The sequence below is a fragment of the Kiloniella sp. genome (genome assembly GCF_048270245.1).
Classification (GTDB): Bacteria; Pseudomonadota; Alphaproteobacteria; order Kiloniellales; family Kiloniellaceae; genus Kiloniella.
In genome coordinates this window covers 401,672-426,467 of the sequence record NZ_JBLWTH010000001.1, presented here as the reverse complement: position 1 = coordinate 426,467, position 24,796 = coordinate 401,672, and the positions used below count along the sequence as shown (strand labels likewise).

At 43.0% G+C, this 24,796-nt stretch carries 25 protein-coding genes and 1 pseudogene; 9 read left to right on the top strand and 17 right to left on the bottom strand.

Translation table 11 applies throughout. From position 1 onward, the window contains the following. Positions 1–43: 43 nt before the first annotated feature. On the bottom strand, positions 44–1,147 hold the full coding sequence (locus ACN0W5_RS01980) for a diguanylate cyclase domain-containing protein (RefSeq protein WP_417452584.1): 1,104 nt from the start codon (positions 1,145–1,147) through the stop codon (positions 44–46). A 338-nt stretch (positions 1,148–1,485) separates the two neighbouring features. On the opposite strand from ACN0W5_RS01980, the gene ACN0W5_RS01975 reads away from it, so the two are divergent. Beyond that, positions 1,486–2,373 (top strand): ion transporter, encoded by an 888-nt coding sequence (locus tag ACN0W5_RS01975; RefSeq protein WP_417452583.1) that lies wholly within the window; start codon positions 1,486–1,488, stop codon positions 2,371–2,373. Positions 2,374–2,417: 44 nt separating this feature from the next. Here ACN0W5_RS01975 and ACN0W5_RS01970 read toward each other — a convergent pair whose 3' ends face one another. Then, a complete protein-coding gene (locus ACN0W5_RS01970; protein WP_417452582.1) occupies positions 2,418–3,269 on the bottom strand; it encodes a mechanosensitive ion channel family protein in 852 nt (283 codons plus the stop codon). 225 nt (positions 3,270–3,494) lie between these two features. Between ACN0W5_RS01970 and ACN0W5_RS01965 the strand changes: the two genes are divergently transcribed. From ACN0W5_RS01965 to ACN0W5_RS01950, 4 genes are all read left to right on the top strand, one after another. Next, on the top strand, positions 3,495–3,983 hold the full coding sequence (locus tag ACN0W5_RS01965; RefSeq protein WP_417452581.1) for a PAS domain-containing protein: 489 nt from the start codon (positions 3,495–3,497) through the stop codon (positions 3,981–3,983). A gap of 170 nt (positions 3,984–4,153) precedes the next feature. Continuing rightward, complete coding sequence (locus tag ACN0W5_RS01960; protein ID WP_417452580.1) at positions 4,154–4,642, top strand: PAS domain-containing protein; 489 nt, start codon at positions 4,154–4,156, stop codon at positions 4,640–4,642. 121 nt (positions 4,643–4,763) lie between these two features. Beyond that, complete coding sequence (locus ACN0W5_RS01955) at positions 4,764–5,627, top strand: radical SAM protein (protein ID WP_417452579.1); 864 nt, start codon at positions 4,764–4,766, stop codon at positions 5,625–5,627. A 55-nt stretch (positions 5,628–5,682) separates the two neighbouring features. Continuing rightward, positions 5,683–6,363: a YczE/YyaS/YitT family protein gene (locus tag ACN0W5_RS01950; RefSeq protein WP_417452578.1), complete on the top strand. Its 681-nt coding sequence runs from the start codon at positions 5,683–5,685 to the stop codon at positions 6,361–6,363. Between the two features lie 77 nt (positions 6,364–6,440). On the opposite strand, the gene ACN0W5_RS01945 is transcribed toward ACN0W5_RS01950, so the two are convergent. Further along, positions 6,441–6,995, bottom strand: a complete 555-nt coding sequence (locus tag ACN0W5_RS01945) for a VUT family protein (protein WP_417452577.1) — start codon at positions 6,993–6,995, stop codon at positions 6,441–6,443. Positions 6,996–7,877: 882 nt separating this feature from the next. On the opposite strand from ACN0W5_RS01945, the gene ACN0W5_RS01940 reads away from it, so the two are divergent. From ACN0W5_RS01940 to ACN0W5_RS01930, 3 genes are all read left to right on the top strand, one after another. Then, a complete protein-coding gene (locus ACN0W5_RS01940; protein WP_417452576.1) occupies positions 7,878–8,216 on the top strand; it encodes a helix-turn-helix transcriptional regulator in 339 nt (112 codons plus the stop codon). Next, positions 8,206–9,519, top strand: a complete 1,314-nt coding sequence (locus ACN0W5_RS01935) for a type II toxin-antitoxin system HipA family toxin (protein WP_417452575.1) — start codon at positions 8,206–8,208, stop codon at positions 9,517–9,519. The genes ACN0W5_RS01940 and ACN0W5_RS01935 overlap by 11 nt, the downstream gene beginning before the upstream one ends. 265 nt (positions 9,520–9,784) lie before the next feature. Then, positions 9,785–10,009 carry a helix-turn-helix domain-containing protein gene (locus ACN0W5_RS01930; protein ID WP_417452574.1) on the top strand — a complete coding sequence of 75 codons (225 nt, stop codon included), beginning with the start codon at positions 9,785–9,787 and terminating at the stop codon, positions 10,007–10,009. A gap of 26 nt (positions 10,010–10,035) precedes the next feature. On the opposite strand, the gene ACN0W5_RS01925 is transcribed toward ACN0W5_RS01930, so the two are convergent. The 14 genes and pseudogenes from ACN0W5_RS01925 to ACN0W5_RS01860 form a co-directional block, all read right to left on the bottom strand. Beyond that, positions 10,036–11,337: a type II toxin-antitoxin system HipA family toxin gene (locus ACN0W5_RS01925; protein WP_417452573.1), complete on the bottom strand. Its 1,302-nt coding sequence runs from the start codon at positions 11,335–11,337 to the stop codon at positions 10,036–10,038. Next, positions 11,334–11,588, bottom strand: a complete 255-nt coding sequence (locus tag ACN0W5_RS01920) for a helix-turn-helix domain-containing protein (RefSeq protein ID WP_417452572.1) — start codon at positions 11,586–11,588, stop codon at positions 11,334–11,336. The genes ACN0W5_RS01925 and ACN0W5_RS01920 overlap by 4 nt, the downstream gene beginning before the upstream one ends. A 517-nt stretch (positions 11,589–12,105) precedes the next feature. Continuing rightward, on the bottom strand, positions 12,106–13,359 hold the full coding sequence (locus ACN0W5_RS01915) for a type II toxin-antitoxin system HipA family toxin (RefSeq protein ID WP_417452571.1): 1,254 nt from the start codon (positions 13,357–13,359) through the stop codon (positions 12,106–12,108). Then, on the bottom strand, positions 13,352–13,687 hold the full coding sequence (locus ACN0W5_RS01910) for a transcriptional regulator (protein WP_417452570.1): 336 nt from the start codon (positions 13,685–13,687) through the stop codon (positions 13,352–13,354). Before ACN0W5_RS01910 ends, ACN0W5_RS01915 begins: the two co-directional genes overlap by 8 nt. A 567-nt stretch (positions 13,688–14,254) precedes the next feature. Next, positions 14,255–14,497: pseudogene (locus ACN0W5_RS01905) on the bottom strand (transposase); the annotation flags it as partial. Between the two features lie 215 nt (positions 14,498–14,712). After that, positions 14,713–16,017 (bottom strand): type II toxin-antitoxin system HipA family toxin, encoded by a 1,305-nt coding sequence (locus tag ACN0W5_RS01900; RefSeq protein WP_417452569.1) that lies wholly within the window; start codon positions 16,015–16,017, stop codon positions 14,713–14,715. After that, the gene (locus ACN0W5_RS01895) at positions 16,014–16,358 is read right to left on the bottom strand and encodes a helix-turn-helix transcriptional regulator (protein ID WP_417452568.1); all 345 of its coding nucleotides are present in this window, start codon (positions 16,356–16,358) and stop codon (positions 16,014–16,016) included. Before ACN0W5_RS01895 ends, ACN0W5_RS01900 begins: the two co-directional genes overlap by 4 nt. A 460-nt stretch (positions 16,359–16,818) precedes the next feature. Then, on the bottom strand, positions 16,819–17,124 hold the full coding sequence (locus ACN0W5_RS01890; protein WP_417452567.1) for a hypothetical protein: 306 nt from the start codon (positions 17,122–17,124) through the stop codon (positions 16,819–16,821). Positions 17,125–17,207: 83 nt separating this feature from the next. Continuing rightward, positions 17,208–17,516, bottom strand: a complete 309-nt coding sequence (locus ACN0W5_RS01885) for a hypothetical protein (RefSeq protein ID WP_417452566.1) — start codon at positions 17,514–17,516, stop codon at positions 17,208–17,210. Positions 17,517–17,540: 24 nt separating this feature from the next. Then, entirely contained in the window at positions 17,541–19,133 is a 1,593-nt protein-coding gene (locus ACN0W5_RS01880) for a TniQ family protein (protein ID WP_417452565.1), read from the bottom strand. Further along, positions 19,130–19,993: a TniB family NTP-binding protein gene (locus ACN0W5_RS01875; protein WP_417452564.1), complete on the bottom strand. Its 864-nt coding sequence runs from the start codon at positions 19,991–19,993 to the stop codon at positions 19,130–19,132. The genes ACN0W5_RS01880 and ACN0W5_RS01875 overlap by 4 nt, the downstream gene beginning before the upstream one ends. 39 nt (positions 19,994–20,032) lie before the next feature. Then, positions 20,033–22,021 (bottom strand): Mu transposase C-terminal domain-containing protein, encoded by a 1,989-nt coding sequence (locus ACN0W5_RS01870; protein WP_417452563.1) that lies wholly within the window; start codon positions 22,019–22,021, stop codon positions 20,033–20,035. Positions 22,022–22,024: 3 nt separating this feature from the next. Continuing rightward, positions 22,025–22,660, bottom strand: a complete 636-nt coding sequence (locus ACN0W5_RS01865; protein ID WP_417452562.1) for a TnsA endonuclease N-terminal domain-containing protein — start codon at positions 22,658–22,660, stop codon at positions 22,025–22,027. Positions 22,661–22,843: 183 nt separating this feature from the next. After that, complete coding sequence (locus ACN0W5_RS01860; protein WP_417452561.1) at positions 22,844–23,242, bottom strand: hypothetical protein; 399 nt, start codon at positions 23,240–23,242, stop codon at positions 22,844–22,846. Between the two features lie 462 nt (positions 23,243–23,704). Between ACN0W5_RS01860 and ACN0W5_RS01855 the strand changes: the two genes are divergently transcribed. Further along, entirely contained in the window at positions 23,705–24,625 is a 921-nt protein-coding gene (locus tag ACN0W5_RS01855) for a restriction endonuclease (protein WP_417452560.1), read from the top strand. Positions 24,626–24,796: the final 171 nt, after the last annotated feature.

The following is a 24,796-nucleotide window of genomic DNA, read 5'->3' as shown; positions in this document are numbered from 1 at the left end:
GTGCTCTGATTTACGTTGTCTCATAAAACAGTAAGGACCCCCCTTAAAGGTCAGAGAAAAATCCAAAATTATTTTTACCTTTTTTCTTGATCGCATACATTGATTTGTCAGCACAATTCAACAACTTCTCTGCTGTCGTGCCATCATCAAGAGAGAAGGCAATACCGACTGAAGCCCCCACACGGGCTTCTTCGCCATCAAGAGAAAAAGGAATATTCACCTGTTCAATCAAGGTTTCGGCCAATAGCTTTACGGAATCTCGGCTAGTGACTTCTTTTAACAGTATAATAAATTCATCACCGCCGATACGTGCAGCCATATCTTCTGGTGCCAATAGATCGCGAATACGATCCGCAACGCCGACTAGAATAGCGTCTCCAGCCTCGTGCCCCAGTGTATCATTAATGGCCTTGAAACCATCAAGATCAATAAAGAAAACCGCCGTTTTCTCGCCCTCTGTTCTTTCTTCAGCAAGGATATCCTTGAGATATTTCAAGCAAAGGCGGCGGCTGGGTAATAAAGTTAACGCATCATGATTTGCCAGAAACTTCATTTTCTGTTCTGCAGCTTGTAAATCCTCGGCAAGCCAAACCATTTCCTGAGCCTGCGCTGCCATCCGCTCTTCACTATCAATCAATTCAGAGACCTGAATCTGCAGCCGCTCTTCAGACAAACGTAGAGCCTTTTCAGCTTCGGCTCTCTTTTCAATATTCAGCTGCTGTTCTTCGGCGATAATTGCCAGCTCTTCCGCTTGCGCTTCAAGGCGCTCACCGATATCACGGAAATTATGACGCTCTATGTCAAAACGTTCTTCGGCCAGAAGCAAAGCATCGCTGATCTTTTGTTTAATTTGATTTTCTTGATGTTTTTCAATTTTCTGAATAGAGGCCAAAGCCCTTGCAAGGAGGTCATTAACCTCTTTGGCAGAAGGCTCGGCATCCCACCAGACCACATCAGAAAATCGGGCTTTGTGCCCACAGGAGTCATCATTTTCAGCAGAACAGATTGTGGCAACAAAGCGTGGCACAAGCATGTGCATAACAAAGCTTTGGTTCCCGGTCCCCCGACCTAAAACAAATTCTTCAATTCCAAGTTCTGCGCCAAATTCTTCCCCGGGCTCCTCTTCGGGGTTACCGAACGCCAACATTACCGAAACTACCCCCACTACCCTTTTGCACCAACGGATCGAACAGATCTTTTAATCTATGGTGGAGTGATATTTCTTATAAAACGATGATTTCAAACAGATGTAAATATAGTGTTATTTTTCTTGTTGCGCTTTTTCCTAACACACTTTGGTTAAAAAAGCATACACCTGCTTAAAAATTTAACTTTATACCAGGGGCAAATAATTCAGATCGATCGCTTTATCAGCCTCAGCAGTATTACCGCTTTTCATCCAGCTACCTCTTGACCTAATGATTTCCTGCGTTAAGTAATGAACTCAAACGATCCCCGCACAGCAACAGGTAAGCACCGCATCCGATGAGTTTGGACAAAATGACGCAAGATCCACCCCAAACGAAGGCTGATATGCCAAGCCTATCAAACACAAAATTACGCGCATTTTTAGAAGGCAACACCTTTACCTGGGTAATTACCTCACTCATTTTGATTAATGCAGTGACTTTGGGGTTGGAAACAAATTCCAGCCTGACGCCTCCGCAAACCGAGCTTCTCTATTGGGTAGACAAAGCTATCCTGATTGCCTTTTCTCTAGAGCTTACCCTCAAATTTTTCGCGTTCCGGCTAAACTTCTTTAAATCCGGATGGAATATTTTTGACCTGCTGATCGTGACCATTGCATGGGTTCCTGCCAGTGGTGCCTTTGCGGTATTACGGGCCTTGCGCATTCTGCGTGTACTGCGACTGATTTCTGTGGTTCCTCAAATGCGCCGGGTCATTGGCGCAATCGTTGCCTCCGTTCCCGGCATGCTTTCAGTAGTCGGCGTGCTTTCCATCGTCTTTTACGTTGCCGCTGTCCTGACCACAAAGCTATTTGGCCAACACCCTGATCCAAATATGCAGGAATGGTTTGGCACGATATCGTCCTCTGCCTATACTCTGTTTCAAATCATGACACTCGAAAGTTGGTCCATGGGAATTGTCCGCCCGACGATGGAAATCTTTCCCCATTCATGGATTTTCTTCATTCCTTTTATCATCATCACAAGTTTTGCAGTACTGAACCTCTTTATCGGTATTATCGTGGATGCCATGCAAACTTCACACGACGAAACAGATGAAAAAATCACCGAGATGGCAAACATCACCCACGAAGACCTTCTCACCCTGATCAGCCGTTTTGAAAGTCTGGAAAGTAAGATCGACCGCTTATCAGATCCTGAAGAACAGTCCTCCTCCAAAGATTAAATAATCGCTAGAAAAGATTTCTGTTCAGTAGAAACACAGACCTTTTACGACATTTCTTCTTGGTCGGCTGAAGTATCGCTCAACGCGATTGCCGTTCCGCCACCGGACAGAAGCTCTATCTTTTCCGCCTTGAGGGCGCTCAACAAAGCCGTGTTCACACGATAGCGTTCTTGATAATAACGCTGGCTGGGCACCCAGTACCGCAGACCGATAACAATACCCCCATAGGTAAAATCATGCACACCAATCTGGGCGCGGGGGTCACTCGGGACCAGATCATCCCCCTCCAAAACCCTTCGTAAAACATCAATGGCACGGTCTGCATCTACTGATCCGGCCAAGGGGATACGGGTTTCGACAATTCTGTTGCTGTGTGAGTTGGTGATAACTTCACCGACAATGCGCTTGTTCGGGATCGTGATCAGCTCTTTGTCTTCACCAATTAATTGGGTATAGGCTAATTTGACCTCGTGGACGACCCCACTGCCCCCCTTAACAATAATAGTATCGCCAATTGTAAAGGGTCGTGTCAGGATAATAGAAAGTCCTGCGCCATAATTGGAAAGAGGCCCCTGTATTGCCAAGGTCGCACCAAAGGCACCAGCCCCTGCCAGTGCGATCAACGGGGCTGTACTGATCCCGAAATTACCAAGAGTAATGATGATAACAAAGACGATCAAAACAACTTTGACAATGTTACCGACAAAGCCAGACAGCGTCTGATCAAACTCTTTACGCAGGCACAACCCGGTAACCTTACCGCCAATCCAGCCCGCTATTTTCAAACCGATAATCAGAACAATGACGGCCCCGATGATCTGAAATCCATAAGCAACCCCGAATTCAATCCCTTTATCAATCAGGGCTTCAGCTGTTTTGAGCTCTTCATCAATCATTATCAACCACCCAACATTACCTCGTTTCAAGATATTTACGGTCTAAAAATTCCTTACGTATATCAAAGCGTGAAGTCAGCAAAGCATCAACAGTTAATCAGCATTCCTCAAAAATTGTTTGGCGTTTTTGAATACAAATTTTAACCTATTTGCACCACACTCCTGCTATGAAGGCCACAGCGCACACACGTTTTTCTTGAATTTTATATTTGAAGGCAACTTTTAATGACAAAACCTAAAAAATTTTATAGTCGGGGTTTTGACGAGAGTTTTCTGCAGAGATGTGACGATAGAATAGCTGCCTTTTATCAAATGTGGAAATCAAAGTGTAAAGATGACCACATCCCTTCACGAAGCGACTTTGATCCAATCGATATGGTTCGTTTTTTGCCCGGCATTACGTTGGTTGATGTTGATAAAGAAACCCAAAATTTAACTTATCGCTTGGTCGGGACAAACGAAGTCGCCGTTCGCGGGAAAGACCCCACAGGCGATAGTGTGAAAGAACACTTCCACGCAACAACTTGGGAAGATACCTGGCAAAATTATAACCATACCATCAATAACCAAGGCATCGTTTTTGATGATTTGGACATGCCAAATTCAAACGGCATTATTGTCGGTGATGAAACGATATTTCTCCCACTATCCTCTGACGGAGAATACGTAAATATTGTTATGCTTTACAGCATACAAAGAGAACCTTCCGAGTAAATTATCCTATTGAAGGTCATCATAAAAAAATAACGAAGGATGTAAGTAGGACTCGGCCAAAATGTGCCACCCTTACAAAACGGTTTAGATCTCGTTGAATATAGACTATCACATCCTTCGGCTTATCTTTAATTTCACTCTATATCACGTCACTTCCGAAAGAGTCCTTCATGACAAAACCTATGAAATTTAATGCCCGGGTTTTCGATGAAAGTTTTCTAAATCAATGCGATGCCCGAATTGCGGCATTTTACCAAATATGGAAATCAAAGTGTAAAGATGGCGTCATCCCTTCTCGAAGCGATTTTGACCCGATTAACATGGTTTGTTTTTTGCCCGGCATAACATTGGTCGATGTGAACAGTGAAACCAAAGAGCTCACCTATCGCCTCGTGGGAACAAACGAAGTTGCAGTCCGAGGGAAAGATCCGACGGGCGAGGCTGTCAAAGATAATTTTCATGCAAATTCTTGGGACGATGCGTGGGGAAATTATGGGCACGTCATTAATAAAAAAGGTGTCGCCTACGACGATTCAAACATCCCAAATTCAAATGGCGTTATAGAAAGGGATCAAACAGTGTTTGTCCCCCTGTCATCAGACGGGGAGCAGGTAAACATTGTAATGGCATACAGCATTCAACAAAAGATGGTGAGATAGCAACTAGACGTTCCATAAATTGCGATCATAATCCTTACTGTTAAAGTCTATTGCATTCTTGAAAACTGACGCATAAGTCATATACGGTCCCCCAACAGGAGGAAGAATCATTTATTATAATATGCCGCTCTATCGCCCTCCGAGTGAAGGGAACAACCTGATCATACAAGCGACACTTGGGTGCTCTGCAAATTATTGCACCTTTTGTTCTATGTATAAAACCAAGACATATACCGCCAGACCGCTTGATCAGGTCTTCGCAGATATAGATCAAGCTGCGCAAGAGTGGCCCACGGCAAGCCGTGTCTTCCTCGCCGATGGTGATGCCCTCACCCTGTCAATGGACAATCTGCGCGCAATCTTAAACAAACTCCACGAAACATTCCCCGCGCTGACAAGGGTATCAGCCTATGCGACGCCCAAGAACCTGATTGATAAATCGGTTGATGAATTACGCGAACTGAAAAGCATGAAACTAAGCCTCGTCTATATGGGCATAGAATCAGGTTCGACCCAGGTCCTCAAACGCGTGATAAAAGGTGCCTCGCACAAAACCCACGGTATGGCTCTGGACAATGCGAATGCGGCTGGGCTGAAGGTATCTGCCACGGTAATCCTCGGGCTTGCTGGACAGGCGGGGTGGGAAGATCATATCGCAAGTACCGCTCAATTGATCAACGATCATCCCCCGACCTATCTCTCAACCTTGCAACTCACCCTTGATGAGGCGACTGTTGATGAGTTTATGGCTGAGCAAGAAAAGGGTTTTACGTTTCAAGACGACGATGCAATTCTTCTGGAACAAGAACAACTGCTCAAGCTTCTAAACCCGCCAAAACCGGTCATTTTCCGTTCAAACCATGCATCGAATTGTTTACCGCTAGCGGGCAACTTACCAAAAGATAAAAACAAGCTATTGGAAATTATTACTGCGGCAAAAGACCAAACTCACCTACGCCGCTCTCCGTTTATGCGCAGTCTATGATCAGAGATCTAAGATAAAGACCGTGTAATGCGCGCACTCTGATACTGGACCTGTTATGAAAAATTCCCCGCGCCTCTCCTTCCTCTCCGTCAAGGGTGTCCCAACCCTGTCCTGGAGTTCGCCGAAACCACTGAATTTGCGGCCCGACCTTGTCACCCTGATCTTGTTGATCGTTGGTTTGACAATATTTGGCCTTGGCGAAGCCCTTCTTATCGCAGCCGGAACAGGCGTAAGCCCCTGGACCGTTTTGGCACAGGGTGTAAGCCAACAGACGGGCTGGACCATAGGTTTATCGACCTTCATCGTTAGCATGACCGTACTTATTTTGTGGTGGCCACTCAAACAGGTGCCGGGCATTGGCACCATCCTGAACGCCATAATTATCGCCCTTGTTCTGGAATTTATCCTGCCCTACATCACAACGCCCGAGGATTATATCTTTCAGGTCTTGCTCACCATTTTGGGCATTCTGGTAACAGGCTTGGGTAGTGGCATTTATCTGATCGCCAATTTGGGTCCAGGGCCCAGAGACGGCCTGATGACGGGACTACAGCAACAAACCAACCTACCCATAGCCTGGATCAGAAGCGGGATAGAGCTATCCGCCGTAATCATCGGGTGGTCTCTCGGCGGTGTTGTCGGCCTCGGTACTGTGCTGTTTGCTGTTTTGATAGGACCATCGGTAGCGTGCAATTTGTTTTTGCTGAACAAATTGTTTGGTGGAAAAGAGACCTAGACAGAAAACAGGCTGAAACACCCGTCGAATTCTATTAATACTTAGTCAATCACCTAGCATTGGGACGAGGTTAAGGATTATGCAGAAGTCACCCCGAGGCGTTGGTCTCTTTTCCGAAGTAACGAAATCAACGGCAAGGCAAGTAGAACCATCCATGACTTCCCTAGTACTTGGCCCAACAGAAAATCCAGATTTCCAAAGGCAAGCTGTAGAAAAACAACACTATCGATAACAAGGCCAACCGCGCTACTGGCTAAGACGGCAAGCACCAATCGGCGTTCTTGTAACGGCGTATAAACAGCAAAATCTGCGAGTTCAGAAAGCAAAAACGCGGCAGCAGAAGCAACAACGAGCGCTGGAGGAGCAACATAAGCAGATAGTGCAGCTCCGATCACTATTGCAATCAAGGCCCATTTCTTCCCTAAGCGTCGCTGAACCATATCTCTTAAGACAAGAGCAGCCCCGATCATCAACACCCCACTTGGTGCCATGGTGTCTGGACCAACAGGCAAAAGACAAGGACCATCCACGACACAAACGGTACCAACATTACCGATCATCCAATTCGCAAATGGTATACAAAAAAGGAACGCAATAAAATAAACACTGCCTTCAACCTTTATTGCCTTCATTACCCAAGCCTTATTTTGATGTAATTACCCAAACAGTATGTTGCATGGATAACAGCTTCTGTAAGGCGTCGCATAAGCTGTCACCATCTCTGACACAAAGCAAGGCTTTGGAGCGAATTTTTGACGCATAGTTTAGCCTAAAAATGACGCATAAGATGTCATCCGCCTAAATTATGGACCCAAATAGTGTCATTTCACAAAATTGTTCAGATTTATTTTACATAAGGCACATTATCCGAATCAGTGATTAGGGAGCGCAGCCTTATTTTAAGATGTGTCCGAGACGAGAATAAGCAAATTTCTTTCTCAGAAAAAGCACAAAAAAAATAGCCCGGGAAATCCCGAGCTATTTGAAATATTATCTCTACGTAGATTTTATAAAATCACATTTTAAGTTTTGACCTCTGCTTTTTACGATTTGGTTTCAGAGTATAGGTGCTCACCAGTTGCATTGAATTATTAATCCACTGCGCCGTTTTACGCTTTAGAGCTCGAATATTACTCAATTCATTTTCAGAAAGATAATCTTTCAATTTTTTTGCTACCTGCTGCATTCCAACATGAACACTTTGTGGTTCAGTTTGAGGTGGTCCAATCTTGTTGCATCTCCACAAATCGCCGAAGCAGAGTGTAGGACGCCTCAGTAAATTCAGCTCGCGAATGCGTTTTGTCGTTATCTCGAACATGCGCAGCCTATATGCCCTTAAAGTGACAACTCGAGGCTTGCTGCATGCATTATTGACCGATGAAGAGGGCATATCGCATCAATATGACTGCCGTGTCGGTCAATTTAGTTGACACAATTTTACTTATATCCATAATGAGCTATGAGGCGGTCAAATTACGTAAATATGACCGATGAGTAAATCAAAATAGGTTTGAATGATGCCAACACCAAAGCGCACTTACGCCCGCTACACCACTGAGGGGGTCGTCCTGCTGGGCAAGATGATCCGCCATGGGCGCAAGCAGCGCAAGATGACCGAGATGGAGTTGGCTGAACGCTTAGGCATTGCTCGTAGCACTCTTCAGCGTCTGGAGAAAGGCAACCCAAAGGTGGAAGTCGGCATCATGTTCGAAGCAGCGACGATTGTGGGCGTGAAGCTCTTCGAAAGCGATGAGAAGGGCATCAACCGCCTTTCAGATCGCATGGACGACCGCATCGCTGTCCTTCCCAAGCACGTCTACAAGACCGGAAAGAAGGTCGTCGATGAGTTCTAAACTGCCCAAGTACAATGAGGCATATGTCTGGGTCTGGCTTCCCGACGCGACCGTGCCCATCGTCGCTGGACGATTGAGCGCAGACAACGGCCTCGTCCACTTCAACTACGGTAAAAGCTACCTGGAGCGCGAGGATGCTATCCCGCTCTACCTGCCCGAACTTCCACTCCAGCCAGGAGAGCTTCCGCTCCCAGATGGCCTCATTATGCCGAGTAGTCTGCGCGATGCTGCGCCGGACGCATGGGGACGACGCGTTATCCTCAACAAGAAGTTTGGCGCCAAAGGCAACGAACTCGACGATCATGAGCTGTCAGAACTGACATTCCTCCTGGAGTCAGGGTCTGACCGTATTGGCGCGCTCGATTTCCAGCTTTCGCCTAGCGAGTATATGCCGCGCTCCCCGACAAATGCCACACTGGAAGAGCTAATCGAGTCAGCACAGCGGGTTGAGAAGGGTATTCCGCTATCTCCCGAGCTTGATCAGGCATTGCACCACGGCAGCTCAATTGGCGGCGCACGGCCGAAGGCACTGGTTGAAGATGTCGCCATCAAGCATGTCGCGAAATTCTCATCGTCTTCAGATCTCTATAGCGTGGTGAAGGCGGAATATGTCTCGATGCGCCTCGCTGCACTTTGCGGCCTCAATGTCGCACCAGTTTCGCTGGAGAGTGCCTCAGGCAAAGATGTTCTTCTCGTAGAGCGCTTCGATCGCATGAAGGCCGAAGCGGGATGGCAGCGCAAGATGGTGGTTTCAGCTCTGACAATGCTAGGGCTGGATGAAATGATGGCTCGATACGCGAGCTACGCCGATCTTGCCGACATCATCCGTCATCGTTTCACCGAGCCACAAGCGACATTGCGAGAGTTGTTTGCTCGCATCGTCTTCAACATCCTCTCAGGCAACACCGACGATCACGCGCGAAACCATGCGGCCTTCTGGAACGGCGAGATGCTCTCGCTTACACCAGCCTATGACATTTGCCCTCAAGGACGTGCAGGGCAGGAGGCGACGCAGGCTATGCTCATCACCGGTGATAATCGGACGAGCCGCGTAGCGACTTGTTTTGAGGCAGCTCATCACTTCTTGCTATCTCAGAGTGAGGCGATAAAGATTGTCGAGGCTCAGTTGCGCTGCATAGCTGAGAATTGGGTGGCGGTATGCAATGAGGCAAAGCTCTCAGAAACCGAACGGAATTTCTTCTGGGGACGACAATTTCTCAACCCCTATGCTTTCACCGCCCTTGAAAGAACTCCAATCGCGATTTCTGAACTTGCTAACGCACTGCGGAAGTCCGTCGCATAAAATTCCTGACCAGAAACTCTGGCAACCTACGGTAGCTCACAATTTTCAACGATTGCCGACGGCATCGATTATCACTCCACCGATCCTATGAAAACTTACAGGGCTAAGTGCCTTAAATTAAACAAAGCCATCGTTGAATTGACTTTTAAAAAGGTATTCAAAACCAAGGAACACCTATTTCATAACTTATATGAACCCCTTGGATTAAACGAACATCGGACCGCGCAATACCGTGGGTCAGTTGAAACCAAATGGAGTGTTTTTTATGACTGAGGAATTGACCAAAAATCTCCCGAATTTAATTGAGCTCGGCAAACAAGTAAGAGCAAAGAGAAAGGCTGAAGGCCTTAACCAAAAAACACTTGCTGCACTTGCTGGCTGCTCCCATGTGCCAGTTGTTCATTTAGAAAGAGGTACTGGGAAGTTAAACTTAAACACGGCGTGGAAAATCATGGATGCCTTAGGTATGACAAAAGCGTCATCAGATTGAATATATCCCGTTTTAACAACTTAGAACTAGTCCAAATGATCAATCCCGAGAGAAAGTGAACGCTTTCGCGTATGAATACCAGCAACTAAACTATCAGATAGCGCTTCTGGAAAATCATCCGGTAAAGCTTGGATTGTTTCTTCTATAGCAGTATCTATTCCATTTAAGATGTCACGTAACAGTTGCTGAACCAGAGGCAGGCCAAATTCAGACCTTTTGGCAGTTTGCAAAAAGTGCCTGACTGCGACTTCATCCATTCGATATTTATTATCATCGCCCACAGACATAGCAAGCTTCATTTGTTTTCGTTGCAATTGCCCTTCATCCAACGCTTTTTGCGCCGACAATATGTCGTAGAAAGGTGTCATATTAAAACCTCCTGGTTGCAAAGAGATGCTAAAATTCTTGGCATGCCCGTCAGTAGCGCCAAGCAACCAAAATAATATTTGTGCCTTGATAAAAGCCGATTGATCTTTTGTTGGTTGGTTACTGGCCTTTAATAATTCCATGCACTGAACAATATTAGGTCCCCCATCTGCCTGATATTTTTGACTGGGAGGAGTTGCCATTGCCTGACAAAAATCTTCCTGTGGGATACGCATCAATTTTTCATTTGAAATCCACCGCCTATCAAAACGCTCAATAACAAGGGCCTTCACATCTTCAAACTGACAAATTTCCACTTTTGCAATATCAAGCCCCATAAACTCACAGAATTTCATGCAGAAAAATTCATTCTCCACGCTGTCCTGCAAATCAATCCCGTTGGGTAATCTCCCCAATTGTGTTTTGAAGATATGAGTTGTTGGTGTCATACCCACAGGGCGCAACCATTGATTATTCACCAGTAAAAGGGCTGTTTTTTCCTGCGCACCTGCAATGGAAATTCGAAAATCGTCATCACCTTTTATCCCTAGAGGATCTGCTTTAAGATCACGCAGGATGTGTGCAATATCTGTCTCGGAAACTTCTTCGCCTTCCAGGTTAAGCCCATGGTTTTTGCCATTTCCAGATGGAATAAACTGTAAAGCACCGACACAATCGCCTCCAATTTTCTCCAGCATGCTAAACGCATCTAAACCCGAAGCATTCACTTTGGAGGCAACTCGCTCACGTATAGCCTGATTGTCAGGAAGCAGGTTCTCAAGATAGGCAATCACTGGTGCGCCTTGATGCCCTCTTTCATTCAAAGGCAAGGAAAGAGAGATAGGGAAGGTTCCACTCAGTGAAAGCCATTCAGGCACATATTTAAAGGTTATAGCACCAGAACGTGCCATCACGATGTCGCCTACGTTGCGACCATTCAACAATATGGACAGTTGCTTCACTGCAGTAAGTCCTCAAGCTGAACAGATCCGGGCTTCTGGCGCGGCATTAACTCAAATTCCAGTTCAAGGGCCTCCAGCACTCGGAAAATTGTTTTAAGCTGCGTCCCAGCATCCCCATTCTCCAAAGAGGATATAGTTGCAGGGCGCAAATTAGTTCTGGCGCTAATATCTTTTTGCGTCAGGCCTTTCTTTTTGCGCGTGCGCCGAATGGCTTCGCCTAATTGTTTTGCGTTTCGTGCAGTCAGAATCATAGTATAATCCCTTATTTACGCCGCAGAGTAACATATGCATAATGACGCTACAACGTAAATTAACAAAAAATACGCTTTAGCGTAATTTATCAAAAAATCAATTTTGCTGTAAGAAAGGGTGCGGAAAGAGAATCTAATAAAATTGATCGGGAAAATTCCGAGCTATTTGAAATCTGATTTCTAATAAGATTTTCTGAGACTAATAATTTCCTCCTGTTGTGTTCAATTTAACAGAAGGTTCTCTCTATTTTATTGCGACGGGTCCAGATTCGTCTCAATTCTGCGTAAAATACCTTAATTTTATAGAAGAGCTCTCCAAGAGCCAGAAGAAGGAGAATTCCAATGGGAGCAGATCAACCAAAATATAAACACCACTAACTTATAATCGAGTACACATTCGGGAGAAGGTCACGGGGGCAGTGATACCAAGGCCATCACCAAAATCCAGTATTAATTGATTTTTCATTTTTTATTCTTTCCTAACGTTTATTTTTACAGGCAAATTATATTTCATTTTCTACTCCAAGAACTTCTTTAAATCTTCATGCTCAAAAGCAGAAGCCATGCTATCCATTTCTTTTTTGCTTAAAGCAAACTGTGCTGCAACATTTCTCCATTCACTAACGGCAAGCGCGACTTCTTTTGCAATTTCATTCGCTCTAGGTTTTTTAATTCGAAAATCATCAATGACTGAAAACGCTAGATCAATAGACGCGGTAGGATTATCAAAATCAATTGATGTCGATAGCATGCGTGCTTTGACCTCAATAGGCGTTGGGTTCACATCATAGGCTGGTGATAATACCCATCCCTTGTGGCGTTCATACAAAAATCCATGGTTTCTAAGATGGTCATCAGTATTTGAAATCATGACAGTAAAAACAATGCGTCGCCATAACTCCTCTAGATCAACGTTTGGATTTGCCCCATGCTGGGTAATGGCATAAGCGATTTCAAGGTAGCTATGAGGGTCATTGTCTTTTGCTCCCAACATGCTCATGGCTGATAAGAATGGAACACGATGACCTTTAACACGATCAAAGCGCCTTAAAATTAAAACAGGTTTGTCCATGATTGTTTCGAGACGCCAACCTGCTGTTTTAACACCGGCTTTCTCTGCAAGCGTGAGTGCCACAGCTTCCCAAACAACCACATTAAACTCATCATCTTTTTTAGGGAATTTCGCAATAGCCAAGCTACCATCCTTATCCCTGACCGATGCTTTTGGTCTTGCACCGCCAAGAGATGATCCCGGTGCCAATAATATCTTTAAATCTTCTGCTGTTTCATCGCCATCCAAATAGCGTTCTGTCGCCGATAACAATCTAGGAAGGTCAACTAAAGGGGGGATGCTCTGTTTATCCTTTGGTGTTAAATACGGCCCACCATCTTCCAGTGAAAAGCGTAAAGCACCTTGGCGAGCTTCATCATTCACGCCCAGCAAGTAATCTGCTTCTGATAGCGTTCTTGTAACTTCTCCTGAAGATTTAGTACGCACACTTTCAGATCGACGCATGAGAACGCGCCCCCAGCGATCCGGTGCTGAATCACCAACAGCACCAAATAATATCTGATCTGGCGTAGTATGAAATGATCCTTCTGTTAATTGGAGTGCTGGATCAAGCGCAAATTTTTCGGAATGCCTCAGCCAATCTTTATCATATTCGAAAGACGCACTTTGACGCGACCCACGTTGGTGAAACCAGAGCTTTCCAACGCTGTGAGTCTGTTCGTCAAGTTCAATAGAAACGTATATTTGCTGACTACTCATTGCTTTCTCCTTTGTCACTTTGAGGTGATCTAATTCTTTGAGGGAGGTTCTCATCTTCCAGCTCACGTCCAACAATATCATGTGAAGCATCAGCGACTTGCGCCAAATGATCCGACATACCTAAAACAAAGAGAGCAGAGGCATATGACCCCATGGATACACTGGGATCGCCTTTTTCAATTTTAGATAAAGTAATACGAGAAAAACCAGCGCGTTCAGACATAAGTTTCACTGCAATACGGCGGCGGCGGCGGGCATCGCTAATATCTTTTCCCAGCTGCCTTAAAGCTTTCTGCACGGGTATTGGTAGATATGTTTTCTTGCTCATAGCCTTACCTTAATGTTTCTTATGTTTATCCTTATGCGGGCTAATGTAAATAATAAGAAACATTAAAGGAAAGTCAAACTACTTGATGCATAATGCATACTATTATTATCCTTATGGTAGTTAAGGTAAACAATAGTATACATTAAGGTTTTGGCTGCAGTCCTGCCTCGTAGGCGGACTTTAGGGCTCTGTTGCAAAAAATTCACTCAGAGTTACTCTTCAATAGATTATCTTTTCTACAGCGGGATTTCTCTATGTCTGAGTTCAAAAGTTGGAAGGACTCTAAATTAGTATGGAGGAATTTTTGGGGCTCAGGTCAGTTGTTTTTTTTAAACACGAGAGTGATTGAAAAAATGGATTCAACGATTCATCAAATATACATAATACTCTATTATGTGAATCAGTGCTCAGGGAGCACAACCTTTTTTAAGATGTGTCCGAGATGAGAATAAGCAAATTTCTTTCTCAGAAAAAACACAAAAGAAAATAGCCCGGGAAATCCCGAGCTATTTTTATAGAAGTATTACTTAGACTTTATAATCGACCCGTTTTGGTAATCCCCCCATTTTTAATGGGATCGTTCTGCATGCTCATTTCAGCATACATCTTTTTTAGGCACCGGTTCTGCTCGGATAAATCCTTCATTTCTGCGATCAGAGAGGCATCCATGCCGCCATACTTAGCTCGCCATTTGTAGAATGATGCATTGCTCATCCCGTGTTCACGGCAAAACTCAGAAACAGGAACACCGCCCTCTGCCTACTTCAAAATCAACATGATCTGTGCTTCGGTGAATCGTGAATTCTTCATCAATAAATCTCCTCAGTTATATTGCCGAGAAAATTCTACTTTTGAACACATTTAATTTTCGGGGGATTACCTAACCACCTCTAAAAATGGAGGTATTACTAGAGGATCTGGCAAAAAGTAGTGCCAAAAGCTATCAACGCCGCAATGCCATAGCTTCTATTGAAAATATTACGAGAGAACTATGCCATGGAATATAAAACTCAATGCCATCAATGTTAGTTTAGAATATCAGTTCTGTGAGCACGGGAAATTTTATCTATTGTAGATACGTCAATCCCTGCATTGCTTGCATATTGCCCCCAATCTAGTATTGCAGCTTGTACTTGCTCTAGTATGTCTTCTGCCCTACCACGTTTCATTGAAATCAGCTTAGCGCAGCCCTTAAAATCACTGAGAGAAAACTGATCACGTTTGCCATTCATCGACATTTGATGGCTGCCCGCCCACGTTCCACTCGGATTATAGCTATAGGTAACATCATAGGCGGGTGATAACGACCACTGACCTGCCTTATTCATCAAGAAGGTGATATTTTTAACGTGATCGTCCTGATTTCGAGCCAGGACATTAAAAGCCATTCGCCTAAACTGCTCCTCAATATCGTCCATTGTTAAACTAAGTTTTCGAATAGTTTGAAAGGCCTGCTCATACGAATAGGCGCCAGCTTTTTTAAAATCATAATGCTCCATGGCGCCGAAGGATTGTATATGTAGTTTTTGGCCATCATCAGATCGATCAAAACGCTTGGTCATAAAGTGACTTCGGCCATTCTCTTCCAGCAAGCGGCAATCCATCATGTTAATGCCAGCCGCACGAGCCATTTTGTAATATGCAAATTCAATCAGGCCATATCCTGCGGGATCTTCAAGCTCTTTATCTTTGTTGCCAGTTACCCCATCAAATTTTAGCAACCAATACGAAAACCCATCACCAGCATTAACCTGACCAGAGTGCACCTCGTTCGTCTTAGCATTCCAAGCAATAATAGCTTTAGCACGAGCTCCACCTGCCGATGTCCCTACCTGCAATATTTCGTTTAGTGTATTTTCTCGATCTGGCACAGCAAAAGAGCCATCAAATTGATTACGCTTTGTCAGTACTTCGCTAGCTAATTTTACAAGAGCATCAACATCAATCGGTTTTGCTTTTCTGGAAACAGGACCTTGTGTCGGAGCGTACTCCAACGCTCCCATACCGCGACTCGCAGTATAACAAAGCCGTTCCACAGGATTAAAGCTATTTGGCGTTCGCCCTTCTCTAGCCAACCAAGCGTTAATCAACGCGTTGCCAAAATCATCCGGCAATGAATCTGATAACATTCCAGGGAGCCCATGAAACGTCTCTACAGGAAGTGCTGTAAATGTATAAATTTTGTTGGATAACGGCATTTTGAGTGGCGCAACTTCAATACCACTAGTGATAAAATTTGAATCATATTCAAAATTGCCACGCCCTACATTACGATCCCAACTGACCGCACCAATAGTTTTTCCCCATAATTTCACCTCAGCAACGGTCATGCTTCTTCATCACCCCAAGTCCATCTATCGCTTTCTTTTTTAAGTTCCGCAGTAGAGGCACGTTTGCGACTTTTACCTTGCAACTTAATTTGCTGCATAGGACTTATGGCAGGTTCAGGGACAAGTGCTTCCAAATTATCTAACAAGCCAAGACTACGCAGCACACGGAGAAAATTCGACAATTGCGTAGAATGCCCTTGCTCAACACGATTAATCGTACGCACAGAGACACCAGCCTCTTTAGCGAGTGATTTCTGTGTTATATTAAGATTGAGACGGTACTGAAGAAGTCTCTCCCCTAACAACCGAAGTACGGCTTCATCAGATATTCCATTTTCCATAAGATGTCACTTTTGTCCTGTTACTATCAAATAGAATTAAGAGTATGCCATTTTTGGCCTATTAAGCCAAATATTATAAAGTTAATCAACGTGAGAATAATGGCGGGTAATCTTATATATTACAGATAATATGCCACTTTTGGCACATTAGATTGAAAAGTAGATTTTGAAGAAACCTCACTTAAAGGAGAAACGTTTTGCAACCAACCCAAAAAGATCAAATCAGAGAAGTGAGGGTTTGTGCGGATCACAGAAGAAATGAGTTTTGTGGCAAAAACTATAAAACTGGCGTCACCACCACCTAAACCATAATGCATAATTATGCGAATCAGTGCTTAGGGATCCGGGCCTTAATTTAAGATGTGTCCGACATGAGAATAAGCAAATCTTACTCTTAGAAAAGCACAAAAAAATAGCCCGGGAAAATCCCGAGCTATTTTATAGAAATATTACTTAGACTTTATGGTCGATCGGTTTTCTCTTTAACTCGAACCCCGCCGTCACCATGATTATCTGGAGTAACAATCCATCCCTCATTCCACGCATTTAAGCATTCTGAAATTAACTCAAATGCATTGCCATTATAGGAATCTATAATAGTGCCCTCAAAAACTGTTTCCCCATCTTCTGATTTAATCTGGTATTTATAATCAGAACTCATTCGATAGGTATGAGGCCCTGTGATATTTGCAATTTTAATTTCCCCAATTTGTTTTTGTTTTGAATAATCGCCCCGCGGAATAACATCTACTTTCACCAAAATCATCTTGCCTAACTCCCCAATTAAAACAAAATTAGATAATCGAGTTCGCTGCTATTAATATAAAAAAATCAGGTTTTCTTTCCTTCCTACCAAACGTCGCTCTCTAAATATTTTCGAACACCCTTAATATCTACTATCATCATTTCAGATGCACACTTTCCTCCCCAAATTTTATTCGGCTTTTTCACCCATTTGTTTCTCCTTTCCTCATCTACAAACCAAAACTTTAAAGCAGTTCGAATTCTTAAAGCCCCACAAATTTTCTCATCAACTTCACCGCTAAAGCCTTCGATCTTGCCTTGCTTCATTTCCTGATATTCATCTAGGGTACACCCGAGAATTTCACGCCCTTCCTTCTCAGTTAATCCCCATTTATCGAATAAAACACCGATCAAATTCATCTCTTGTGGTTATGAAAGCTAAGTCGTTACAAGCGACCGGATACCTGACTTCATTTGAAGAATGCCTTGGACCGATAAATCCCCCCTTCTTACGAGAATGTCACCAAGAACCTTTGGTGGATCCCTTTGCAAATAGACCGATAGTTCACCGCCCAGAACCATCATTATCGCATCCAGGTGGCTTACTCCGTATTGCCGCAGCCCTGAAAATGCTTCGTTAAGGCTAACCAAATCTTGAGATGAGATGCCTTTGCTAGATATAGCTTTATTAGCCAAGCTATCTAAGAAGGTCTGAGGCGCTGTTGGCGTAAATACCCAGTTCCTATTTCCATCGACATTCGGTCCGCGAGCTGCTTTTAATAGCCCCTGAGCGGCCAAGTCATCTCCGACCTGCCGACTGATACCAATAATTCGACAGAGGTCATCCAGACTGATCAGGCTCGCCAGATAGCTCTTAGCCTGATCAACATTCTCTGCAGTGTAGTTACGGTATTTCTTCTCTATGGATTCCAACGTGACTGGCTTGAGAATACCCATGCCCTCAAGCCATTGAATTTTCTTTGGGCCAACTTGCAAAAACTTCCCTGTTTCTTCCCGGCTCAAAGTTTCTTTTTGGCGACCCGTTCCCCAGACAGATGTACAACCTTGATGCTTTACTGTTTGATCGTATCCACGATCCCTGAGGTAGTCCTTAAAGGTATCTCTAAAGAGCTGTAGAGATACACTATATTCAGTACCATACAGCCCCTTGTAGAGCGCCCCGAATGCCCCCTGGAGGCCCGCGCTTTTCTTTTTGGAGCTCAGCAGATGTGCACGATAAACATCAATCTGGTTCCAGAAGTTATAAGGCCAATTATCAAGAAGCTTTGCAGCTTCCTCCATTAGCCCAGCACACGCCTCTAAAGACAATCCTGCCAAACGACTACTTTTACGGCTGTCTAACTTAAGGAGCACAGCTCCCAAAAGCGAAATCACCTTATGAAAATCGACCACATCCAGCTTGGCCATAGAGGCAAATGGTTCTGGTAGATTTTTAGAAATCGCAACACCTGAAGAGCTCTCAAGTGCTGACATCAAAAGTGAAAGGGGAGCTGAGTTAACAGAATTGGGCTCTACAGAGCTCAACTCTTCCCCACAGCGACAGTGACAAAGTGTTGTACGGGACCAGGATAGTTTTCTCCCGCAAGTAGGACATACCCCTATTAAAGCGCAGTGATGTTTTGGACAGTGCGTATAACCAACAAGATCCCACACCTGTTTATGATAAGGTTCTTCCTTTAAACACTGGGGGCATAGCTTACTTCTCGACAAATCGATAAGTTCTCTATCAAGCTTCTGCTCACCAAATCCCAGAATGGAACCTTTAGACGATTTTTCTGATTGATAACCTTTTTCTTTAAGCTTATCGGCTGAAGTATGCAGACACGGTTCAAGCACCTCAGAGTAATTCGCGAGCTTCACCAAGCCAGAAGCGCCACGTACATCTAGGCCTAACGCATTTGGGACAACACTGATGGAACTATAAAGGTTTTCACCTGATAGCCGTAATAAATACCCATGAAGGCTTTCACCAGCTTCAAGTGGTGCAGTTAGTGGGATGGACAATCTCATTGTACCATCCCCAGAAAAGGATTTCCGTTTGATTTTTCTTCTCTATTTGCCAGTTCAATAAAAGCTTCACTTAACGACGAGGGGCTTAAACGGCTTTCTTCATTCCAAAACGAAATCTCCGCGGCACGCTCAATCAACCTTATTGCGCGACCTCTTAGTCTGCTACTTCCGATCCAGAGAGCCTGGGCCATCTTAGGTTCTTCAAGATTGCTATCACCATGAAAAGGCAACGCATTAGAGATGACATGCAAGAAATGAAGCCAGTCTTCCCTAGCTTGCGCATCACCTGATTGATTTTGATTAAATTCCAAACGCCCCTTCAGACGCCTTTCGAGTTGCTCATTTTCTGTAAAGACACTGTTCAGCCTATCAAGCCCAGTTAATAAGATTGGCACCTTCCACTCATTAAGACCGTTCTTAAGCCAATCGGCCACATCATAAATCACACTTTTCTTTTTTGTTTCGACAAAGTGCTGGGCTTCGTCAAAAACGATTAAATCAATACCTTCTTTTTCAAGCACGTATTTTATTTTCATTGAAAGCTGAACACCGGTTGAGCGCGTGTTCGCCCAACCAATATCTCCAAGGCATTTTAGAATTTCTTGTGTGAATGCTTTAATAGAGCATGACGGCGGCACATCTACTCTCAAGATCTTCAATTCAGGGTTTCTAGATATAAAGTTCTGAATAAAAGTCGTTTTACCTGCCCCAGAATCCCCAATTAGGCACATACAAGACCCTTGCCGGGATTGTTTTTCCGACATGATATAATTTAATAATCTTTGATGGGCGGAATGTGTTCGTTGGTTCTCAACAAACACATTTCTAATTTCAGCGATCTGATTAAATTCATATTCCATTTTTTTACTCCTTAAATTAAACGTGAGTAAAAAATAGGATCATTTCTCAATTTTATATTTGTTTGAATAATTTTCGTAATTAACCGAAAAATTAAATTCATTTTCTTCTGAATTAAGCGTTTTATTTGAAACACTTACATTTTCAGAAAATTCGAATTCTGAGACAAAATTATTGCTAGAATAAATATCATCAAATCCATTTGATGAAGCAGGAATATTTTTTCGAGCCTCTTTAATTAGTTTATCTGGATTACTAGAACCAGCTTGTAAATAACCTCGCTTCTTGGGGGCATCCCAGTTCTGCCCCTCAAAAAACTCAGCTTTACGAGACAACCGATCAACACAGTTTTTATTTTTAGTTTTATTGGCGGCTCTTTTACTCGTGATAAGTCGATGCTGATATGCTTTTAATCCACGCGTATACTCTTGGTCACATGCAGGTACAGAAACGAAACGGCCATTATCAGGATCCTTGAGGAAAACCTCACTCAAATCGTCCGGATCATAACGAATTTCAAACTCATGACCTTGAAGACAGTTAGCCCTGTAATATCCCAAATCAGGCATATTATATTTCAGCCCAAATACCTCAATCCCATAAGGTTGAACGGTCCGTGCAACCTTTCGCATTAATTTATATTTAAACTCAGTACCCAGATTTAGATAGCCAGACATTCCCTGCTCTACACTTTCATTCCATAATTCAAGCGGTTTACAGGAAATACCCCCATGCCATTCACTGGGGTAAATTTTAGTAAAAAACGTCTTGGTCATAGCCTCTAATTCATTCAGTGTTAAACTGGCTTCTTTAACAGAATCATACCCTTCACGCGCTTTGGTATCGCCAAAGGTTGTGCCCTTTATCTGATGAAGAAACATTGTATTAAGAGTTCTGAAAATGCGCTCAACATGAGCTTTTTGTACAGGGTCACCAGCTTCACAATATTTGATGACGCAATTCATCTGAAAAGAGGCCTCAACCATCTCCTCTGAATGAAATTCAGCACCATTATCAAGAAGCAACATTTCAGGAGGATTATACGTTGGGACTAATCCGTTAGGGTCAATTATATCTGCGAGACATTTACCTACGCTACTAAAACTCGGCTTATCCAAAGAGATATAATAACCAACAACCATTCGTGTATATTGATCAAGAGCAACGGTTAACCAAGGTCTTGCTGTAAGCCCCTTACCTATCAAAGCCACAACATCCATTTGAGTGTGATCCATCTGTACGCACTGCATGGGACGACTTACAGGGGTAGATGCATAATATTGCTTAAATCGGCGATTAGCTTCAGCTTCATCAAATTTATGAACACATACGGTGTAAGGATCTCTTCTCTGAATTGCTCGTAATACAGTTGATTCGCTGGGCAAATCTACTGCATGAGCAGGTGATACTTTCTCATTATATTTAGCAAGTATTCTAAATACTTCCGCTCGTATCCGATCAACACTAGCCTTCTCTCTTCGCATGTAGATTCGATCAATTACATCATCTATCGTATCAATCACCATATTCGGCAATCTTGGCGTATGATTGCCTTTCTTGCTGTGTGCGGGAATCAAGGCCCTAATATCTTCTCCCGCATTTTTATATGCCTCAAACCACCTACTAAGAGTACGTACGCTAAAAGGCTTCTTTAGGTTATCCTCAACTTTAAATTCCTCTAGGACCTCTTTGTATTCAGATTTCTTATATTTTCCAGGCCCGAACTTTGATTTCAATCGGCGAATATATTTGTACCTACTAAGAGCTTCAGCCTTATTCTCCTCAGAATAAGCATCAAACGCCTTGGACTGGATGCCTCCGTCAAAGAACCAAGCCTGCTGATTTAATTCTAATTCCTCACTCTGGGTAAAGGCGACAAAATCACGTGTCGAGAGGCTCATTACCTCGCCTGTATCAACACGCTCTAATTGGATATTCCCTTTAACTTGCTTGATGTAGGTATAGCTCAGCCCTTTGAAAACAATTTCCGTATCTTTAGGTAAAGTAAGTGACGGCACCATAATTCCCATAACTTAGCCCTCCACTGCTGTGCTTAATGAAATAAAAGATGCTGGTGTTAATTTCTTCGAATGGTCGATAATTAGATAGCCAGCCCAAATTAGCGCGTAAACAATTGGCATAGGTAAATAGGAGCTAAGTTCTTTGATCGTAATCTCATGCCCTGGCGCCAAGTAATCCCTTGCAACCACCTTATGATCCTCAGTTACCGGTACCCGTACATATCTGAGCAGCTCTTTTGAATTTGGTAACCGTGGCTCTTGCCTGATTTCAAACTCAGTAAAGAGTTTATAAGAAAGACGTTGCTCTCTATACACCTCTGCGATTGCTTCGTACGTAGCTTCTGTCTCTTTGTTTTCAAACCTCTGATAAGGCTTCACTTCAAAGAACTCCTCGACACCATCCCGTAAGGTCACAAAATCTACAGTGTTAGTGTGAGACCTTTGATGACGAGTATAAGTGACCTGCTTAGGCTGCTCACAATAAGCCTGTACGAGAGGATCAGCTTCAAATAAATAAATGGCATCAAGTTCCAGTGTTGATTCATAACCGATCATTCGGTTCATTTTCGTACTTGGGAAATATCCGCAATATGTGCCCTTCTTTTTACGAACAGGGTTACGAACGGGTGTGTAATCAAAATTAATCATTGTTTTCTCCAAACTCATATTTCGGTTCAGAAAAAATAGGGTCGATTTTGAAATTTATTTTTGAGCTGTATTTTTGTGTGTCTAATTAATTAAACAATTAAATATCTGCTGTTTTTTTATGCCCTATTTTTTAATTAAAATAAGCACAGCCAAGACGAACCTGGCTGTGCTGAATTATTTTAATCAACAAGTTAAATCAACGAGTTCAGGCACTTTTGAAATTGAAATATATAGATATTTAATTGGAAAAGAATTTTCGGAATTAAATATTTCCTCCCCCATTTCACCAACAATATATTTTTTAATATTAAATTCGGATTTTAAATTATCAGCCTGAAGTAAATTTTCATATTCCCCGATTAAATCTACGACCATTTGCTTGGCATCTTCGCGGGCAAAGGCTTCCGCAGGATTATAGGCGGAACAGCTTTTAATACTATTAGCTAAGGAAAAGGCCTCTTCAAGCCATTCACTAGCTTCAACCAGCCTTTCGCGCTGAGCCTTAGGAAGGTTATTTGGAACAGTCCAAACAATGTCCCAAATTTTTTCTGAAAGAATAATATTTATAAGAGTTTTATTCATAAGAAATTCCCATAACAGTTTCAGATGAATTAAACATAGGGTCGTATTTTTAGGGTTTTGATATTTTTTTATATTTTTTTGAAACAACTCAATTGTTATTAAATACCACGATCGCCAATTTTATTAATTTATTGTTTTAAAATAAAATTATTAATCGATTTAAAATATTGAAACCTCTTATTCTCATCACTCAAATTGTTTTTCGCTAAAATAATAAACGGTATTTTGCCCCAATTCATAGTCAATATTCACAAGCTGTAATTTATAACGAAAAAACTCCCCTTCCTTAGAGGTGATAATTCTATATATCTCCTCTATGGCGTATGCCAGCGTTTAATCCGCCAAAGCCACAACACTGAATACAAGAATATAAACCAATTAAAATCTCGCCATTGTTGCAAGTGCCCGCTATAAATACCGTAGTTTACTAGCATATCGTTTTTCTGTTCTTTGGTAGGGTATATGATTCCTGATTATCAAACTTTAATGTTGCCGGTATTAAAATCAGCCGATAAGGGGAAAGTGAAAACGACTGAGGTTATTAATCACCTTGCAAATAAATATAACCTCACAGAAGAAGAAAAAAATAAGCTGCTTCCTAGCGGGGGGAAAAAGATCTTTTATGACCGTGTGCATTGGGCAAAAAGTTATCTAAAGCAATCCGGGCTATTACATTACCCATCCCGTGGGTACTTTGAGCTAACAGATGCCGGACGAGCTGAACTCGCCAAGGATCCAAAACGTATTGATAACCAATATCTAGAAAAGTTCGAAAGCTATCGATCCTTTAAAACTCGTTTAAATACAAAAAGAGATATTGAAAACGAGATAGGTTCAAGCAACACCTCATTAGCACTTAATTCGGACTTAACCCCCGATGAGGTTCTACGTTCAGCACATCGAAACATCAACGACGCCCTTGCTGCTGACTTATTACAACGAGTGCGTGAAGCCACCCCCCAGTTTTTTGAAGAACTGATTATCGCCCTACTAATCGCGATGGGTTACGGCGGATCTTCAGAAGAAGCCGGGCAAGCTCTCGGGCGTAGTGGAGACGATGGAGTTGATGGCGTCATAGATCAGGATCCGTTAGGCGTTGATCAAATTTACGTCCAGGCCAAGCGATATGCTGAAAGCAACACAGTTGGATCACCCGCAATTCGTGATTTCTTTGGTGCCTTGAACCTAAAGAAAGCCCAAAAGGGAATCTTCTTTACCTCTTCAAAATTTAGTCCATCAGCATTACAAACAGCAAACGACCTTGGCATGCGCATCGTCTTGATCGATGGTCAACAACTAACGAAGCTGATGATCCGCTATAACATTGGCTGTCGTGACGAGGAAATACTCCATTTAAAAAAAGTAGATGAAGATTTTTTTTGAAAATGAAATTAAACCTAAAAATTTGGATATTACCCAACAACTATCACATTGGCATACAAGAGATTAACAACTAAAACTAAAATCGATTGGGCATTAACAGATACAAAACCAAATTACGACTTTCTAAATATTGCTACCACCGATTCAACAGCCTCAGCATAAAGCCACAAT